Here is a 16,535-nt window from a genome sequence, read left to right as displayed (position 1 = left end):
TGCGGAAGGATCAGACCGTGAACGGCCGCTGTGTCAGGAATCTGGCGGCGCTGCCCAGCACGAACAGGTTCGGTGTCTGGGTGGCGGGCAGGCCGGTGACGATGGCATTGCGGAACTGGGTGTAGGTGCCAGTGAAGCCGCCGTTGTTCCACACCTGCAGCAGCCGGCCAGTGAAGGCGCCGTTGAATTCGCCGTCCATCGAGGTCTGGTTGTCCTGGCAGCCCGAGACCAGGATCACCGACGGGCCGAAGGTGCTGACGACCGTGGTGAGTCGGCTGCTGTCGATGGCGACCTGCGCAAGCGCGGTGTCCGGGTCGATGGTGCCCGCCTTGCCGGCTTCTGCGGCGACGTCGCGCTGCAGGCCGTCGTAGAAGGCCTGGTGGTCGCGGTAGGTGCGCAGCGCGATGGCCGGCGGCATCATGCGCGGCCTGGGCGCGCCGGGAACGACTGGTGCGGGCACGGTGTCGCGGGTGACCGTGCCGCTGTGGCAGCTGTCCGAGAGCACAAGGATGCGCACGCCCGAGGCGAAGCGGCTCAGTTCCATGTAAAGCTCGTCATCGATGAGCTGGCCGTCCCAGAGGCACCAGGTTTCATCCTTGCGGTCGATTTCCTCGCCGGTCACGTCGGCCACCTGCCCCCCATGGCCGGAGTAGGTCAGGAAGAAAAGGTCGCCGCTCTTGAGGGCCTTCGCCGCAGCGCGCATCGCTGCCAACACTGCCGCACGGGTGGCTTTGGCGGTCAGCAGCACGGTCGGCTTCATGCCGTTGGTCTTGGCGATGGCCTGCATGTCGGTGGCATCGGCCTCGCAGGCAGCGAGTTCGCCGCTCCAGTTGCCGTAGTGCGCCGGGCTGACGGCGTTCAGGCCGATGTGCAGCGACCGGGCATGGACAACAACGGGTTTTGCAACGGTGGCGGTTGCGGCCTTGGTGCGGGGTGTGGACATGTTGGTGCTCGGTGGGAGGTTCGATGGTTCCGGACAGTTCCAAGCCTGTCTGTGCAGTGGAAGCGCACCTGACCCGGAAGTCCATAGTCGAATGAATGATGCTTGGCACTTCGGATGTGCAAAGTTCACGGCATGGCGCCCAGCATGAGGGCCGAATTCCAGGGGCGGACCAGCGCGACTTCGCCGCGTAGAATCGATCACCGGGCCCAAATTCTGCGGTCCGGTCTGCTGACCGGGTCCCAGGTCAAGCGCTCGCAGTTTCGTGGTCGCACTGCCTCCCGCGGCCCGCTTCTCCGAGAGCCTTTTCCCCATGGACATCTTCGATTACGACAACGTCCTGCTCCTGCCCCGGCGCTGCCGCGTGGACAGCCGCAGCGAGTGCGACACGGCGGTGGAGTTCGGCGGACGCCGCTTCCACCTGCCGGTGGTGCCTGCCAACATGAAGACGGTGCTGGACGCACCGCTGGCCGCCTGGCTCGCTGCCAACGGCTACTTCTACGTGATGCACCGCTTCGATCTGGACAACGTGGCCTTCGCGCGATCGATGCGCGCGCAGGGGCTGTTCGTCTCGCTGAGTTCGGGCGTGAAACCGGCGGACATGGCGGTGGTCGATCAGCTCGCCGCCGAGGGCGTGGGCGCCGACTACATCACCATCGACATCGCCCACGGCCACGCCGACAGCGTGCGCCGCATGATCGACCACATCAAGGCGAAGCTGCCGCACACCTTCGTCATCGCCGGCAACGTCGGCACACCCGAGGCGGTGATCGATCTGGAAGCCTGGGGCGCGGACGCCACCAAGATCGGCATCGGCCCGGGCAAGGTCTGCATCACGCGGCTGAAGACGGGCTTCGGCACCGGCGGCTGGCAGCTCTCGGCGCTGAAGTGGTGCGCCCGGGTGGCGACCAGGCCGATGATCGCGGACGGTGGCATCCGCCACCACGGCGACATCGCCAAGAGCGTGCGATTCGGGGCGGCGATGGTGATGATCGGCTCGCTGTTCGCGGGCCACGAGGAGTCACCGGGCGACACGGTCGAGGTCGATGGCAAGCTCTACAAGGAGTATTACGGCTCGGCCAGCGACTTCAACAAGGGCGAGTACCGGCACGTCGAGGGCAAGCGCATCCTGGAACCTGTCAAGGGAAAACTCTCCGATACGCTGCGCGAGATGCGCGAGGACCTGCAAAGCTCCATCTCCTACGCCGGCGGGACGCGGCTGCAGGACATCCGCCGTGTCAACTATGTGATTCTGGGTGGAGATAACGCGGGTGAACATCTGCTGATGTGAGCACCTCCCGGACGGCGTCCGGGCTGCCGGGGCGACCGTAGAGGTAGCCCTGGACGATGTCGCAGTGGTGCTCGCGCAGGAAGCGGATCTGGGCCTCGTTCTCGACGCCTTCGGCCACCACCGGCACACCCAGCCCGTGCGCCAGCGCGATCGTGGCCCGCACGATCGCCGCACCGTTCGGGTCGCGGTGGATGTCGGCGATGAAGCTCGGGTCGATCTTGATCTGGTCCACCGGGAAACGCTTGAGGTGGGCCAGCGACGAGAAGCCGGTGCCGAAATCGTCCAGCGCGATGGCCACGCCGAGCTGGCGCAGCCGCATCAGCAGTTGCTTGAGGTGGTCGAGGTCGGCCATCGCGGTGCTCTCGGTGATCTCCACCTTGAGCAGCGAGGCCGGCACATCCGCGTCCTTCAGGGCCCCGGCAATCACGTCGATCAGCTGCGAGTCCATGCACTGGCGGGCCGAGACATTGACCGACACCGGCACGGGCGTGACGCCCGCGTCGATCCAGCGCCTGATCTGCGCCGTGGCTTCCCGGATCACCCAGTTGCCCACGGAGACGATGAGCCCGGTCTCCTCGGTGATCGACAGGAAGCGCGCCGGCGCCCACAGCTCGCCGTCGTCCTGTCGCCAGCGCAGCAGCGCCTCCAGCCCGACCGGGCGGCCGGTGCGCAGATCGGTCTGGATCTGGTAGTGCAAGACGAATTCTTCCGATTCGAGCGCGTGGCGCAGCCGGTTCTCCAGCGCCAGCCAGTCGCGCGTGAGCGTGGACATGCCGGGGGTGTAGAACTCGAAGCGCCCGCCGCCAGCCGCCTTGGCACGCGACATGGCGGCTTCGGCCATCGTCAGCAGGCTGTCGGTGGTCGGGGCGTCGTCCGGCGAGAGTGCGATGCCGATGCTGCAGGTGCAGGCGATGGCGACATCGTCCACGCGCAGGTCGCGGGCCACCATGTCGATGAGCTGCGCGGCGAGCGCGGCGACGACTTCGCGCGAGGTCACGTCCTCGATCAGCACGACGAACTGGTCGTTGCCCCAGCGCGCGATGGTGTCATGGGCGCGGAAGACGCGGCGCATCCGGGCAGCGATCACCTCCAGCACTTCATCCCCCTGGCGCTGGCCGAGGCTGTCGTTGATGCGGCCAAAGCGGTCCAGGTCGATGAACAGGACCGCGAGTGCCTGGTGCTGGTGGCGTCCGTGGGCCAGGGCATGTGCCAGCAGGTCGGTCAGCAACACGCGGTTGGGCAGGCCGGTGAGGCCGTCGTGGGTGCTGCCGTGTTCGACCGCCTGTTCGGCACGGGCCGTGGCGGTGACATCGGTCAGGACGATCACCACACCACGCTCCGTCTCGTCCGCCGCATGCATCGGGCTGATGACGGCGCGCACCAGGTGCTCTCCATCGCTGGTGTTCAGGTGCAGCAACAGGTCAACGGCCACCACCCGCTGCTGTCCTTGGCAATCCCCGATGGCCTGCAGCAGCATCTGTTCGTCCGGTTGCGCCAGACTCAGCACGGACTGCACCGGCTGGTCTCGGACTGCCCGTGCCTGTCCCGTCTCCGGTTGCCGAATCAGTCGCTCGGCGCTGGCGTTGAGGTAGCGGATGCGGTGGGCCTGGTCGAGCGTGAGAACGGCGTCGGCAATGGCCTGCAGCGTGACCTCGGCCAGGCCGCGTTCGCGCTGCAGGTCGTGGCGCGTGGCCCGGAGTTCCATCGCCCGGCTCAGCAGCAGCGCGGTCGACCAGCCCAGCGTCATCGCACCCATTGGCAGCCAGAGGTGGCCCCAGACCAGTGCGATGGCCTGGACAAGCAGTGGCACGGGCAGCAGCCACAGCATCACCTTGAGCTTGACGCCCAGCGAGCGCATCGTCCAGCGGCCGAACAGCGCCGCGAGCAGCAGCGGCAGCACATTGGCCGCCAGCACCACCGGAGCGCTGGCGATGCTGGCGAGGCGGTTGCGGTCCATGGCCTGGTGGACCTGTGCCTGCCACTGGACTGCGCTGAGCGGCGTGCTGCCACGCGGGCCTGGCACGGTGACCGCACCGTCGATGCCGCGTGCGGTCAATCCGACCCAGACGACCCGGCCGGTGAGCAGCGTCACCAGACTGGGATCACGCAACAGCTCGGACGCCGACACCTGCGAGATCGGGCTGTTGCCGGCGGGCAGGAGCTGCAGCCGTTCCTGCCACCAGGGTTCCAGCGCATGTTGCTGGACGTTGACGCCAGCGAGTGCCCCGGCGCGCGAGGCGCTGACGCGCTGCACGGCCAGCGGCATTGCCTCCCAGGCGGTCGAGCCGCTGCCTGCGACCATTGCCACGCGGCGCACCTGGCCGTCGAGGTCGATCGGCGCCTCGGCGTGCCCGAGGGCGGCGGCGGCCTTGCCCAGCGCCGCCAGCGGTTGCAGCACGCTGGTGTGTCCATCGGCCTGCCGGCTCTCCGGCACCACGGGCAGCACGATCTGGCCGTGTGCGGCGATGGCCTGCGCCAGACGCGTGTCTTCAGCGGGATCGGCGGCCGGCTCGGAGAACAGCACGTTGTAGCCCACGGCCTGCGTGCCCGCGCTGCGCAACACGTCGATCAGTTCGGCGTGGCGCTGGCGCGGCCAGGGCCAGCGGCCGATGGCCTGCAAGCTGGCATCGTCGATGGCGACCACGATGCTGTCGGCCGGCGCGCTCGGGCCGGACAGGGGGGCGATCACTTCGCGGCTCAGCAGATCGTGCACCGCGAGGTCGAACCGCTCGACCACCGGCCGCGCGGTCAGCAGCAGCAGCGCCGTCAGCACGGCCGCGACCCACCATGGGGCTGGCATCAGCCACGGGGCGAGGGGTCTCCGGGCGAAAGGCGGGGGCTGGATCACGGCGTGGGCTCCTGGGGCGAGCGGGGGTCGAAGACACGCGGCTCGGACCAGCCGCTGCGGCCACCACCGGGCTGCAGCACGCGAACGCGGATGTGGAGAGGCCCCGGCCGCACGGGCAGGGGCAGGGTCAGGTGGTCCAGCGGGGTCGGCTCGTCCAGCACGACGGAGGTGAAGCCGGCCTCCAGCGCGACCTGCATCTGGCTCCAGGCCTGCGGCGCTACCGGGGACCAGTGCAGCGCCAGCCGCTGGCCGGTGCGGCGGGCGTCGAGACTGGGCGCGGGTGGCGGTGCAGGCGGGGGCGGTGGCGGCGGGAGCGGCGTGGTGATCGCCAGCGTGCGCTCGGCGGACAGGCCTTCGAACCCCACCGCGTCGATGCCACGCACGCGCAGCCGGTAGCGGCCGTCGGGCAGGCTCGGATCTCCCGGCTGTGGCGCCTCGGTCACGTTTTCATGGAGCAGGCGGGCCGGCGTTTCATCGGCGAGCCACTGCGTGCGGTAGGCCACGGCGCCGACCAGCGCCGGCAGGGTCAGCGCCTGGAGCCGGTCCGGGGAAATCTGTTCTGCCACGGACTGGAGATCCGGTGCGGGCAGCAGGGGCACCGCGGCGGCGGGCTGTGCACCGCGCCCGGCGCGGGAGCCGGTCGCGGCGCCCAGTTCGACCTGACCGAGCGGATTGCCGAACGCGACTGCACCGTGAACGACCTCGGCCCGGCTGCTGTCGCCATCGGCTGAGATCCGGAACTCGGTGCCGCGTACGGTGGTGACCGCTGACGGCGTGCGGACTTCGAAGCGGCTTTGGCCGGACTGTGGCTGCACGGCGTTTTCCAGCCCGCCACGCAGCAGTTCGATGCACACGGGAGCAGCAGTGCCTGCGGGTTGGGCCGCGGCCCGGTTCCGCGGGGCGGACTGGGCTTTCAGCCAGGCATTGAGCTGCGCGGCGTCCACGGGGACCAGTCGCAGCTCGCTGGCGGGGCGCACCAGCACCCGCGTGCCGTCCTGCAGCAGCAGCGTTGCCGTGCCGGCCGTGGCGGTGCGCAGCCAGGTGCCCGGCGGCAGGAGGGTGTCCGGGCGGGCGGTGGTCCAGCCTGCACCGCTGTTGAGCATGACGTCGCCCTGCAGTGCCGTGAGCCGGGCTTCGGGCGTCGTCAGGCGCAGCCAGGGCATCGGGATGCGCAGTACCTGCCCCGGGCGCAGCCGGTCGCCAGGGAGCTGGTTGCCCAGGCGCAGTTCGTTCCAGTGGCGCGGATCGCGCAGGTAGCGTGCGGCCACCGTCCAGGCCGAGTCGCCGGGCTGCACGGTGTAGAGAAACTCGTCAGTCGCGTCGGCCGCAAGGCTCCCGGCCGCGGACAGCAGCAGGGCCAGCAGGGCGGTGATCGGGCGGTGCAGGGCGGTCATCGGAGCGGGTTGTCAGCGTCTGGCCAGGTAGAAGACCCGGAAGTGACAGATTCGCTGCGGGTATCTTATGCCGAGCCCGCCGGTTGTTCTCTGCGTGGAAACGGCAAATCATGCGCCTCTTGATCAGATCGAGCCCGTGCCGCCGACCAGGATGCGGCTCAGGTCCAACCCGTGGCGGCCCACTGGCGGGCACCAGAAATAGGCACCGGTCACGGGTTGGCTGAAGCGGAAAAGGTCATCGACCACGCCGTCCTCGACCCCGGCCATGCGGGCGAGCTGGGCCTCGAAGGCGTCGAAGCCGGTGGCAAACGCGGTGAAGAGCAGGCCGCAGCGCGCACCCTCGATCCACGGCATCGAGCGCCGCACGACAAAAGCTTCGGGTGAAAAGCTCTCCTGCGCGGTGCGCTGGACGTGGGCGCTGGGCGGGGCGTCGTCGAGTTCGACGTTGTCGTCGCGGCGGCGGCCGACCATGCGGTCCTGCGTCGCTCGGTCGAACCGGTCGAAGCGGTCCAGTGCGTGTTCCCACTGCTGCACGGCGACGAAGCTGCCGCCGTCGAGCCCCGGCCCCTGGCCCTGCACGCCGAGGGTGTCGACCATGTCGCGGCCCGTGGGGTTTTCGGTCCCATCCTCGTAGCCGGTCAGGTCGCGCCCGTTCAGGTGGCGGAAGGCGGCCAGCTCGTGGGTGACATCAAAGGCGGGCGCCAGCAGGCGGGCCAGCACGCGACCGCGCTGCAGCAGTGCACCGGGGTCGTCCTCGCTGCGCAGCCACAGCCAAAGCTCGGCAGGGGTGGCGGGCAGATCGACCCGGCTGGCCGGTGGCGCGCTGAAGCTGCGCAGGCCCGGCACGGCCGCATCCAGCCGCGCCACCAGTGTGGCGCCCAGGCCGACGACGGTGTGCAGCCCGTCGGCCTCGGCGGCCAGTGCTTGCAGCGTGGTGCGCACGGTGGCGTCGGCGTCGTGGCGCAGCGCAAGGCTGATATAGCGGCCATGGGTGGGAACGCGGGCCGCAATGCCGGCTTGGATCGTGGACATCAGCACACTCCTGAAGGATCTTCAGCGAAGTGTAGGGGGAAGTCTGCTCAGGATGGGGTGTGGGCCAGCCGCACGTAGATGGGGGCGAAGGCCTCGGCCTGCGTGATCTCCAGCAGGCGCTCGCGGGCCAGTTCCAGCAAGGCAATGAATGTCACGACCAGCACCGGCGTGCCGCGCGTCGTGTCGAACAGCTCGTGGAACTCGACGAAGCGCCGCCCCTGCAAGGCCCGCAGCACCAGCGTCATGTGTTCACGCACCGACAGCGCCTCGCGACCGATGTGGTGGCGCTGGGTCAGCTTGGCGCGCTGGAGCACGTCGGCCCAGGCGTTGCGCAGGTCGATGGGACGCACCTCCGGCAGGGGCACCTCCAACGCCTGCTCGATGTGGACCACTGCCGCCAGCAGGTCGCGCCCGAGCAGCGGCAACTGGTCGATCCTGGCCGCGCCGAGCTTGATGCGCTCGTACTCCAGCAGCCGCCGCACCAGCTCGGCCCGCGGATCGGCGGCTTCCTGGTCGGCTGTCACCTGGCGGGGCGGCAGCAGCATGCGCGACTTGATCTCGATGAGCATCGCGGCCATGAGCAGGTACTCGGCGGCGAGTTCGAGGTGGTGTTCGCGGAGCTGGTCGACGTAGGCCAGGTACTGGCGTGTCACCTCGGCCATCGGGATGTCGAGGATGTTGAAATTCTGCCGGCGGATCAGGTAGAGCAGCAGGTCCAGCGGCCCCTCGAAGGCGTCGAGGTAGATGGCCAGCGCTTCCGGCGGGATGTAGAGGTCGTGCGGCAGCGCGAACAGCGGCTCGCCGTACAACCGCGCCAGCGCCGCCGGGTCGGTGTCCGACACGGCGGCGCCGGGATCCCGGGTCACGTCAGCCCTTGGTCTGGTAGACGTAGGGCTGCTGCGGCACGTTGGCGGTGCTGAACTCGCCCTGGGCGCTGCGGTCCTGCTCGCGGTCCCACAGCAGGCTGCGGCCTTCGCGCTGGCGCTGCTCCAGCTTCGGATCCTGCTGCTTCAGGCTCTCGATGAACTGGGTGGTCTCGGACTTGTAGTGCTTCCAGAAGAGCGGCATGGTGTGTGAGCGGGCGGACGCTATAGAGTGAACCCCTGATTTTACAGGCGCCGCCATGCAAGAGATCGAACTGAAGTTCCAGATTCCCCCCGCAGCCCGCGCGTTGCTGGCCGAGGCCCTGCGCGATGCGACCAGCACCAGCACGCGCCTGCGCGCCCGCTACTTCGACACGGATGACCGCCTGCTGGCGCGCGCCGCCTTTGCGCTGCGGCTGCGGCAGGAAGGCGAGGGCTGGGTGCAGACCCTCAAGGGCCGCGGCGACGGCCTGATGGTGCGGCTCGAACACAACGCGCCGCTCGGCACCGCATCGGGCGACGAGGCCCCCGCGCTGTCGCTGGAGCGCCACGCTGGCACGCCGGCCGGCGTCGCGCTGATCGCGCTGCTGGCCCGCGCGGGACGCACTCCAGCCGATCTGGCGCTGCAGTTCTCCACTGACATCACCCGCACCCACGCCGAGGTGCAGGCCGAAGGTGCGGTGGTCGAACTGGCGCTGGATGTCGGGCAGATCGAGGGTGGTGGACAGACGCTGCCGGTGTGGGAGATCGAGTTCGAGCTGGTCAGCGGGCCGGCGGAGGGGCTGCTCTCGCTGGCGTATCTCTGGACCGAAGCGTTCGGCCTGTGGCTGGATGTGCGCAGCAAGGCCGAGCGCGGCGACCGGCTGGCCCGCGGGGTGACACAAGGCGAGGTACCGGCGCCGGTGTCGGTGGATGCCGGGCAACCCTGGCCCCGGCAGGTGGCCGCTGCGCTGGCGCCGGTGCTGGCGCTGGTGGGGGAGGTCGCCGAGGAGCTGGCTTCGCCGGCCCAGCGGGTGGCGCTGGCGCAGGCGCTGGGCACGCTGGCTGCGACGCTGCGGGCCGGTGTGCTGGTGCAGCCGCAGGCCGTCGGGGCAGCGGACACCGTGTCGGCGTTGGCCGGACTGGTGTTCGATACCGCGATCTGGCGCCGCGCCGGCACGCAGGCGCTGTGGTTCAACCTGCTGGAGTGGAGCCTGCCGGGCGTGGGTTGAGCGAACGGGCGTGCAGACGCGCCGCTTCCAGCGCGGTGTCCAGCGTCGCCGTGATGCCTTGGTCGCCCAGCAGCGTGTCGAAGCCGGACCGTGTCAGCAGCGAACGTGGCTGTTCGTTGAGCGCGGCGACGATCAGGCGCACGCCACGGCGCTGCAGTTGCCTGTGCAACTGCACCAGCGCATCCACCCCCGACGTGTCGATCGAGATCAGCCGGTGCATCTCCAGCACGACGACACCGGTGTTCGCGTACAGCCGGTCCGGCAGCGCTTCGACCTTGCCTACCGCGCCAAAGAACAGCGTGCCGTAAAGGCTGTGGACCTCGACGCCGTCTGGCGTGTCGGCCGTGGCCCGCTCGACCTGGAACAACTGGCCCATCCGCCAGATGAAGAACCCGCACGCCAGCAGCAACCCGACCTCCACCGCGATCGTCAGATCAAAGACCACCGTGAGGAAAAACGTGCCGAGCAGCACCGAGCGGTAGGGCAGCTTGAAGTGCCGCAGTCGGGCGAATTCGTGCCACTCGCCCATGTTCCACGCCACGAACAGCAGGATGCCGGCCAGCACCGCCAGCGGCACGTTCATCGCCAGCGGCGCCGCCACCAGCATGATCGCCAGCAGTGCCACGGCATGCACCATGCCCGCGATGGGGGAGACCGCCCCGGCGCGCACGTTGGTGACCGTGCGCGCAATGGTGCCGGTGGCCGGGATGCCACCGAAGAACGGCACGACGAAGTTGGCCACGCCCTGCGCCATCAGCTCCTGGTTGGGGTCGTGGCGGGGACCATCGATCATGTTGTCGGCCACCCGTGCGCACAGCAGCGACTCGATCGCGCCGAGCAGGGCGATGGTCAGCGTCGGCATCAGCAACTGCTTGGCGGTCGCCCAGGTGAACTCGGGCAGGTCGAACGCGGGCAGCGCCTGCGGGATGCCGCCGAAGCGCGAGCCGATGGTCTCGACGGGCAGGTTGAACAGCGTGCTTGCCAGCGTCAGCGACACCAGCGCAACGATCGGGCCGGGCACGCGCGAGATCACCCGCGCGCTGCGGCCCTCGACCAGTTCGGTGGGCAGGATCGTGCCGGGCTTGAACAGCCGCGTCCACGCGAACAGGCCCACCAGACAGCCGGTGCCAAGCGCGAAGGCCCAGGGGTTGAAGCTGCCGGCGTGTGCCCACAGCGTGTGGATCTGCGCGAAGAAGTCGGCCGGCATCTTGTCGATGTCCAGACCGAAGAGATCCCGCAATTGCGACAGTGCGATCAGCACCGCGATGCCGTTGGTGAAGCCGATGACGATCGACACCGGGATGTAGCGCACCAGCCCGCCGAGCTTCAGCAGCCCCATCGCGAACAGCAGCACGCCCGCCAGCATGGTGGCGATCAGCAGGTTGGGCAGGCCGTAACGCTCGATGATCCCGTAGATGATGACGATGAAGGCGCCTGCCGGACCACCGATCTGCACCTGCGAGCCACCGAGCGCCGAGATCAGGAAGCCCGCGATGATGGCGGTGTAGAGACCCTGCTCGGGCTTCACGCCCGAGGCGATCGCGAAGGCCATCGCCAGCGGCAGGGCCACGATGCCCACGGTGGCCCCGGCGCCGAGGTCGGCGAGGAAGCGGGGGCGGTCATAGTCCGCCAGCGTGTCGCGAAAGCGTGGGTGAAAGCGGTGCAAGCGCTCGAACCACGCCGGCTTCGACAGGAAAGTGGACCAGTTCTGCACGCGGGGCGTCTCCATTGGATGGCCTGTGCAGTGTGCGCCTGCTGGGTGCCGACGCGCTTACAACCGAGGCGTGCTGGCAGCCGGTATCGTGCAGCCCATGAAGAAACCGCCCAGCCCGTCCACCCCAGGCCATTTCAAGGGCAACAAGCTTGCCCTGCCGAGCAAACCCTGTGCCACCTGCGGCCGCGAGATGAGCTGGCGGCGGGCGTGGGCGAAGAACTGGGCCGAGGTGAAACATTGCTCCGACGCCTGCCGGCAACAGGCGCGTCGCCGGGGGAAGGGCTGTGCCGCGACCTGAGCCGGTGGTCTGGCGTGCAGGCGTCAGACGATCCGGAACACGCGGATCAGCACTGCGTTGCGCTTGGGGCGCAGGCTGTCGAGCGTGCCGGTGTAGACGCAGTCGTTGAGCCAGCCGTACTTGCCGTTCGGTGCGCTCAGGCGGATGTGCGAGGCGGCGTAGCGCGGCTCGCCCTGCGGCGTGCGGACGAGCACCTGGTTGTGGACGGTGATGACCACGCCATCGTCGGTCTTGAGTTCGTAGAGCGCGTCGAGCAGCCGCGCGCCGTCCTGGCGCACGAGCTGGCGGTCGGCCCCACCTGGCAGCACGACCCCCTTGATCCCTGGCCCGGCGAACTCGCCCCCGGTGATCGGCACGATGCGGCGCTCGCCGAGCGGGCCGGTGCCCATGTTGACCATGTCGGCGATGTCCACGATGGATTCGTAGACGAACTCCGTGCGCGGGAACACCATCGGCACGTCGGTGCCCAGTGGCGAAGCCGGCGAGGGGGCCTGCTGCGCCTGGGCGGGCAGGGTGGCGGTGGTCGCAGCGGCGGCAGCGCCGAGGAGCCAGTGGCGGCGGGTGGGCTGGGTCATGGAGTGAGGGGGCAAGCGGACAAGGCAACCGGACAACGGTCTGGTTTTGTGCCCGACCACTGTAGATAGCCCGCTCGGACGCCTCCATGGGCACAAACCCGCGCGTGCAGCAGACGGGATCAGCCGTGGATGTAGCGTGGCGGATGGCTTGTGGGCTTAGCCTACCAGCCGGGCTTGTTCCAGGTCGTAGGTGACTTCAGTGATCGACCCATCCTGAATGCGCCGAACGGCTTCGTCGATCACCTGCAGCGGGACCAGAAACCATTCCCTCGGTTTGACCGGATGGCCGAACCGATCCTCGATCGTCAGATCCAGCTGGGCGGCGCCGAAGAGGCGGTGGAAAAGGTTCTCCAGCCGGGTGCGGTTCAGGTTGTGCAGCTTGTAGGTGGCGACCACCTCCACGTCGGCCAGGAGATAGGTGGCGTCTTTCTCGGCCCCCGCGATCCGGGTGTCGACCTTGCCGCCGGTCACGCCGATCTTGTGGATCAGCTCGCGGTGCGCGGCCACGAAGGGATGGCTGGAATGGCTGCGCAGGACATAGATGGTCCCGGTCTCGATGTCGTCAGACTCTGATGCGTCACCGAACAGCGGCCCCATGTCGGGGTCGGTCAGGCGGCGGCCGGTGTCGTCCTTGTAGAGCGCCCGTTGCAGAGAGCGCAGCAGCAGGTTGCTTTGCGTGCCGTTGGCGTAGACGACACGCAGACGTGCATCGCTTTCGCCGTTCGGCGCCTTGATGGGGTCGCCGACCTCGGCCACATACGCGAGCTGCCCGCCGACGATGAAGTAATGGCCGCTGGCAACGCTGGTGTCGCGCCCGAAACGCAGCGTCTTGCGGATGTCGGCCTTGAGTTCGCGCTCCACCTGCTCGAACAGCGGCTGGAACTTCTCGAAGTCCGGGCAAGGTGTGCGGTCCGCGACTTCCTCGGCCATGCGCCGTTCTGCAGTGGAGCGCACATGGCGCAGCACGGTGATGTCCTTGGGGTCGCTCGGCGCATCGCCCAGTCCCAGTGCCGCCAGCAGGGCGTCCTCGTCCATGTCTTCTGTCTGGGGTGAGGCTGCGGCTGTGCCCGTCAACAGGCCGGGCGTATCCAGTTCGGCCAACAGGGTTTGTGCTTCGGGCAACTGGCGCAGTTGGTCCAGGCGAACGGCGTACAGGCGCTCGAAGATGTCCCGGTCCTCGCCATGCTGCGGGGGGCGTCCATGCGTCTGGTGGAAGCGCAGGATGTCCTCGAAGCCCGCGATGATCCGCTCTTCACGCGGCGTGCGGCTCGATGCCTTCAGCTGGGCGATTTCCACCCCGAGTGCCTCCAGCAGTTCGTCATCGTCCAGGTCAGCCATGGCGGATCGCCTCTTCACGGGCCTGTGCCGCCTTGGCCTGGGCACGGTAGCGGGTCAGTGCGGCCACCCCTGCGGCCATGCGCTGCTCCCACGCATCGGCGGAGTGGAGGTCCGGCAGGCGGCCTCGCTCGTTCTTGAACAGCAAGGCCCGCTTGGTCAGTTCGCGGGCCTCGTCTTCGGAGAGGTTGATCTTCTTGGCCGCGATGCTGGTCTGGACTTGCCGCAAGGCGTTTTCGTCCATCGCCCTGGCCAGCACGGCATACGCCGCTTCAAACGGATTGATCCGGTCGATCAGGTCGATGTCCAGGTCATGCACGTTCACGAACTTGCGTACGCCCTCCAGCAGGGCCGTGCTGCCCTGCTGCTGCTGTTGCTGTTGCTGTTGCTGTTGCTGTTGCTGCAACTGCTTGACCTGCTGGGTGATGTTCATGGCGGCGACGGCGTGCTGGCGGATGGATTCCTGGTCTGCCTCGCTCAGGTTTGGGTACCGTTCGCGCACGATCTTGCCCATGCGCAACTGCGTCAGCTCTTCGGGCACGGTGTTGTCCCGGTCGAACAGGCCGCGCTCCAGCACCGTCTTGTCCTGCAGAAACCCCGTGACCACCTCGTTCAGGTCTTCCTTGCAGATGCGGGTCGCTTCTGGGGACTCGGGCATCTTCAGCCCTTTGATCTCGATGTGGTACTGGCCGGTGGCCTCGTTCACGCCCACGTTGGTGCGGTCCGGCTGATAGCCGTCCGGGCCGTAATCGAACCCTTCCTTCTTGCCGGCATCTCCCGATCCGGTGTTCTTCGGCGTGAACTCGTAGCGCGGTGCCAGCACCTGCTCCATCAGCAGGCTGGCGGAGATGGCCTTGAGCATGTCGTTCACCGCTTCGGCCACGGCGGATTGCTCGGCCGTCGGTTCGGCAATCAGGTTGGTGAAGCGCGCCCGTTCCTTGCCTTCGGCGTCGCGGGTGGCGCGGCCGATGATCTGCACGATCTCGGTCAGGCTGCTGCGGTAGCCGATGGTCAGGGCGTGTTCGCACCAGATCCAGTCGAAGCCTTCCTTGGCCATGCCCAGGGCGATGATCACGTCCACATGGTCGCGGTTGTTCTTCTGCGCGGGGTCTTTCAGCGCCGCCAGCACGCGGGAACGCCGGGCTGCATCGCTGTCGTCCACCAGATCGGCCACCTTGAGCGCGCGGCCTGCCTGGGTTTGCACCAGATGGAAGCCGGTGACGGGGTCCACGCCTTTCCACTCACCCAGCGCGCTCATGATGTCGTTCACTTCGCGCTCCTTGTCCTGCAGGCTTTCGCGCGAATTGACGCTGGGGATGTGGACGATGGTCTTCAGCGCCGGGTCGAGCACCTTGGCCACGGCGTCCACATAGCGGCCGGTGTAGAAGAAGTAGCCGATGTCCAGCGACTTGAGCCAGCGGTAGCCGTTGAGCTGCTCGTAGTAGGTGTAGGTCACGGTGTCGAACCGGGCCTCGTCCGTCGGGGTCAGCACGGCCTCGCTGTCGCCCCGGAAGTAGGAGCCGGTCATCGCCACCAGATGCACCTTGTCGCGGGCGATGAAGTCGCCCAACTGGCTGCCGAGCTTGTTGTCGGGGTTGCTGGACACGTGGTGGAACTCGTCGATGGCGATCAGCCGGTCATCGAACGCCTCGATGCCCAGTTCCTCGACGGCAAAGCGGAAGGTGGCGTGGGTGCAGACCAGCGCCTTGTCAGGGCTGGCGAGGAACTTGCGCACGGCGTCCACCTTGGATCTGGCGATGCGGGGTTCGTCCACGCCGGGGGCGTTGCACAGGTTCCATTGCGGGGCGACCTGCCAGTCCCAGTGAAAGCCGTGCTGGGTCAGCGGCTCGTCGGCAAAGCTGCTGCCGATGGACCGCTCCGGCACCACGACGATGGCCTGCTGCAGACCCTGGCTGTGCAGCTTGTCGAGCGCGATGAACATCAGTGCGCGGGATTTGCCTGACGCTGGCGGCGACTTGAGCAGCAGGTATTGCTCGCCGCGCCGGGTGTAGGCGCGCTCCTGCATGGTGCGCATCCCCAGTTCGTTGGCCTTGGCGGATCGGCCTGTGCGGGCGGTGGTGATGGACACCGATGGCACGGTGGTGGCGTGGGTGGGGTTGGCTGGGGTGTTCATCGGGTTCAGGTGGTCTCGTGCCAGTTGAGGCATTGCAGACCCGGTACGCGAGCGAATTCACGCACATTGCGTGTCACCAGCGTGGATTGGTGGCGCAGGGCGGTGGCGGCAATCAGGGTGTCGTGGGGGCCGATGGGAGTGCCTTTGGCCTCCAGATCGGCGCGAAGGCGGGCGGCGCAGGTGGCGCATTCGCTGTCAAAAGGCAACTTCTGCATGGGCCGCAGCAGTTGCGCCAACGCTGCCAAGCGTGGGGCGGCTGCTTCCGGGGGCAGGCGCAGCAGCCCATAGCGCAGCTCGTACTCCACGATGGCCGGCACGCCTACGTCAGCCGGGTGCAGGGCCTGCAGGCGTGGCACCACCTGCTGGTCGCCCCGAAAGTAGTAGCTGATGGTGTTGCTGTCGAGAATCAGCATGGTCGGCCTTCAGAACCCCAAGCGCGTGGTGTCGGCGGGCAGGGTGGCGGCACTGTCCTCGCGCAGCGGGAAATCGGCGAAACAACCGGCGAGGTCGAGGCAGTCCTGGGGCCACTCGTGGGCGGCGTGCTTGCGGATGATCTCCGCCACCCAGCGGCTTTTCGACATCCCGTTGGCCTTGGCCGCCTGCTCCACCAGTGCTTGGGTGGCGTCGTCCAGATACAGCGTGATTTGTGACATCGGGTGGCTCCTTTGGTCAGTCTGCGCAAGTATATGTGCGGGTGTATGTGCTGAATCGACCACGGGTTCCGTGCCTTCTTGTCATGGCGAATCGTGCAGGCACCGCTTGGGCTTTGTTGCACAACCCACCCAGCCGGCCGGTGGTCGAGCGGTGAGGTAGGCTGACGGGATGAGCAAGCCGGCGAAGAAGAAGTACACGACGAAGAACTGGTCGCCCTACACGAAGGCGCTGAGAGCCAGGGGGTCG

15 protein-coding genes are annotated in these 16,535 nt (G+C 68.2%); 3 read left to right on the top strand and 12 right to left on the bottom strand.

Features of this window, described 5'->3' with window-relative positions; translation table 11 throughout:
* Positions 1–10: 10 nt before the first annotated feature.
* A complete protein-coding gene (locus RMP06_RS00610; protein ID WP_310459839.1) occupies positions 11–943 on the bottom strand; it encodes a caspase family protein in 933 nt (310 codons plus the stop codon).
* A gap of 310 nt (positions 944–1,253) precedes the next feature.
* Here RMP06_RS00610 and RMP06_RS00605 point away from each other — a divergent pair, with 310 nt between their 5' ends.
* Positions 1,254–2,231 (top strand): GMP reductase, encoded by a 978-nt coding sequence (locus tag RMP06_RS00605; protein ID WP_310459838.1) that lies wholly within the window; start codon positions 1,254–1,256, stop codon positions 2,229–2,231.
* Here the strand turns inward: RMP06_RS00605 and RMP06_RS00600 are convergent.
* The 5 genes from RMP06_RS00600 to RMP06_RS00580 form a co-directional block, all read right to left on the bottom strand.
* Positions 2,179–5,031, bottom strand: coding sequence for an EAL domain-containing protein (locus RMP06_RS00600; protein WP_310459837.1), 2,853 nt, complete (start codon positions 5,029–5,031; stop codon positions 2,179–2,181). The two genes, RMP06_RS00605 and RMP06_RS00600, sit on opposite strands and share 53 nt — an antisense overlap.
* Before the next feature lie 44 nt (positions 5,032–5,075).
* Positions 5,076–6,473 carry a FecR domain-containing protein gene (locus tag RMP06_RS00595; protein WP_310459836.1) on the bottom strand — a complete coding sequence of 466 codons (1,398 nt, stop codon included), beginning with the start codon at positions 6,471–6,473 and terminating at the stop codon, positions 5,076–5,078.
* Between the two features lie 123 nt (positions 6,474–6,596).
* Positions 6,597–7,505 (bottom strand): Dyp-type peroxidase, encoded by a 909-nt coding sequence (locus RMP06_RS00590; protein ID WP_310459835.1) that lies wholly within the window; start codon positions 7,503–7,505, stop codon positions 6,597–6,599.
* A 47-nt stretch (positions 7,506–7,552) separates the two neighbouring features.
* Positions 7,553–8,371, bottom strand: coding sequence for a segregation and condensation protein A (locus RMP06_RS00585; protein WP_310459834.1), 819 nt, complete (start codon positions 8,369–8,371; stop codon positions 7,553–7,555).
* A 1-nt stretch (position 8,372) separates the two neighbouring features.
* Positions 8,373–8,573, bottom strand: a complete 201-nt coding sequence (locus RMP06_RS00580) for a DUF3460 family protein (RefSeq protein WP_310459833.1) — start codon at positions 8,571–8,573, stop codon at positions 8,373–8,375.
* A 55-nt stretch (positions 8,574–8,628) separates the two neighbouring features.
* Between RMP06_RS00580 and RMP06_RS00575 the strand changes: the two genes are divergently transcribed.
* The gene (locus RMP06_RS00575) at positions 8,629–9,579 is read left to right on the top strand and encodes a CYTH domain-containing protein (RefSeq protein ID WP_310459832.1); all 951 of its coding nucleotides are present in this window, start codon (positions 8,629–8,631) and stop codon (positions 9,577–9,579) included.
* Here the strand turns inward: RMP06_RS00575 and RMP06_RS00570 are convergent.
* Entirely contained in the window at positions 9,542–11,308 is a 1,767-nt protein-coding gene (locus RMP06_RS00570) for a SulP family inorganic anion transporter (protein ID WP_310459831.1), read from the bottom strand. The two genes, RMP06_RS00575 and RMP06_RS00570, sit on opposite strands and share 38 nt — an antisense overlap.
* Positions 11,309–11,390: 82 nt before the next feature.
* On the opposite strand from RMP06_RS00570, the gene RMP06_RS00565 reads away from it, so the two are divergent.
* Positions 11,391–11,591 (top strand): DUF2256 domain-containing protein, encoded by a 201-nt coding sequence (locus RMP06_RS00565; RefSeq protein ID WP_310459830.1) that lies wholly within the window; start codon positions 11,391–11,393, stop codon positions 11,589–11,591.
* Between the two features lie 23 nt (positions 11,592–11,614).
* Here the strand turns inward: RMP06_RS00565 and RMP06_RS00560 are convergent, their stop codons facing one another.
* The 5 genes from RMP06_RS00560 to RMP06_RS00540 all read right to left on the bottom strand — a co-directional run bounded on the left by RMP06_RS00560 (position 11,615) and on the right by RMP06_RS00540 (position 16,288).
* Positions 11,615–12,166, bottom strand: a complete 552-nt coding sequence (locus tag RMP06_RS00560) for a DUF3237 domain-containing protein (protein WP_310459829.1) — start codon at positions 12,164–12,166, stop codon at positions 11,615–11,617.
* A gap of 156 nt (positions 12,167–12,322) precedes the next feature.
* Positions 12,323–13,504 (bottom strand): GIY-YIG nuclease family protein, encoded by a 1,182-nt coding sequence (locus RMP06_RS00555; protein ID WP_310459828.1) that lies wholly within the window; start codon positions 13,502–13,504, stop codon positions 12,323–12,325.
* Positions 13,497–15,635: a DEAD/DEAH box helicase gene (locus RMP06_RS00550; RefSeq protein ID WP_310459827.1), complete on the bottom strand. Its 2,139-nt coding sequence runs from the start codon at positions 15,633–15,635 to the stop codon at positions 13,497–13,499. The genes RMP06_RS00555 and RMP06_RS00550 overlap by 8 nt, the downstream gene beginning before the upstream one ends.
* Positions 15,636–15,640: 5 nt before the next feature.
* The gene (locus RMP06_RS00545; RefSeq protein WP_310459826.1) at positions 15,641–16,048 is read right to left on the bottom strand and encodes a type II toxin-antitoxin system VapC family toxin; all 408 of its coding nucleotides are present in this window, start codon (positions 16,046–16,048) and stop codon (positions 15,641–15,643) included.
* A gap of 9 nt (positions 16,049–16,057) precedes the next feature.
* A complete protein-coding gene (locus tag RMP06_RS00540) occupies positions 16,058–16,288 on the bottom strand; it encodes a CopG family transcriptional regulator (RefSeq protein WP_310459825.1) in 231 nt (76 codons plus the stop codon).
* Positions 16,289–16,535 lie beyond the last annotated feature (247 nt).

This window comes from Sphaerotilus sp. (assembly GCF_031429695.1).
Classification (GTDB): Bacteria; Pseudomonadota; Gammaproteobacteria; order Burkholderiales; family Burkholderiaceae_C; genus Sphaerotilus.
This window is presented reverse-complemented; position numbering and strand designations above follow the sequence as displayed.

Excerpts from the sequence above, each read along its gene's own strand:
- RMP06_RS00560 (WP_310459829.1), bottom strand. The coding sequence starts at position 12,166 with ATGACCCAGCCCACCCGCCGCCACTGGCTCCTCGGCGCTGCCGCCGCT.
- RMP06_RS00545 (WP_310459826.1), bottom strand. The coding sequence starts at position 16,048 with ATGCTGATTCTCGACAGCAACACCATCAGCTACTACTTTCGGGGCGAC.
- RMP06_RS00550 (WP_310459827.1), bottom strand. The coding sequence starts at position 15,635 with ATGAACACCCCAGCCAACCCCACCCACGCCACCACCGTGCCATCGGTG.
- RMP06_RS00595 (WP_310459836.1), bottom strand. The coding sequence starts at position 6,473 with ATGACCGCCCTGCACCGCCCGATCACCGCCCTGCTGGCCCTGCTGCTG.
- RMP06_RS00590 (WP_310459835.1), bottom strand. The coding sequence starts at position 7,505 with ATGTCCACGATCCAAGCCGGCATTGCGGCCCGCGTTCCCACCCATGGC.
- RMP06_RS00605 (WP_310459838.1), top strand. The coding sequence starts at position 1,254 with ATGGACATCTTCGATTACGACAACGTCCTGCTCCTGCCCCGGCGCTGC.
- RMP06_RS00555 (WP_310459828.1), bottom strand. The coding sequence starts at position 13,504 with ATGGCTGACCTGGACGATGACGAACTGCTGGAGGCACTCGGGGTGGAA.
- RMP06_RS00610 (WP_310459839.1), bottom strand. The coding sequence starts at position 943 with ATGTCCACACCCCGCACCAAGGCCGCAACCGCCACCGTTGCAAAACCC.
- RMP06_RS00575 (WP_310459832.1), top strand. The coding sequence starts at position 8,629 with ATGCAAGAGATCGAACTGAAGTTCCAGATTCCCCCCGCAGCCCGCGCG.
- RMP06_RS00565 (WP_310459830.1), top strand. The coding sequence starts at position 11,391 with ATGAAGAAACCGCCCAGCCCGTCCACCCCAGGCCATTTCAAGGGCAAC.
- RMP06_RS00580 (WP_310459833.1), bottom strand. The coding sequence starts at position 8,573 with ATGCCGCTCTTCTGGAAGCACTACAAGTCCGAGACCACCCAGTTCATC.
- RMP06_RS00570 (WP_310459831.1), bottom strand. The coding sequence starts at position 11,308 with ATGGAGACGCCCCGCGTGCAGAACTGGTCCACTTTCCTGTCGAAGCCG.
- RMP06_RS00540 (WP_310459825.1), bottom strand. The coding sequence starts at position 16,288 with ATGTCACAAATCACGCTGTATCTGGACGACGCCACCCAAGCACTGGTG.
- RMP06_RS00600 (WP_310459837.1), bottom strand. The coding sequence starts at position 5,031 with ATGCCAGCCCCATGGTGGGTCGCGGCCGTGCTGACGGCGCTGCTGCTG.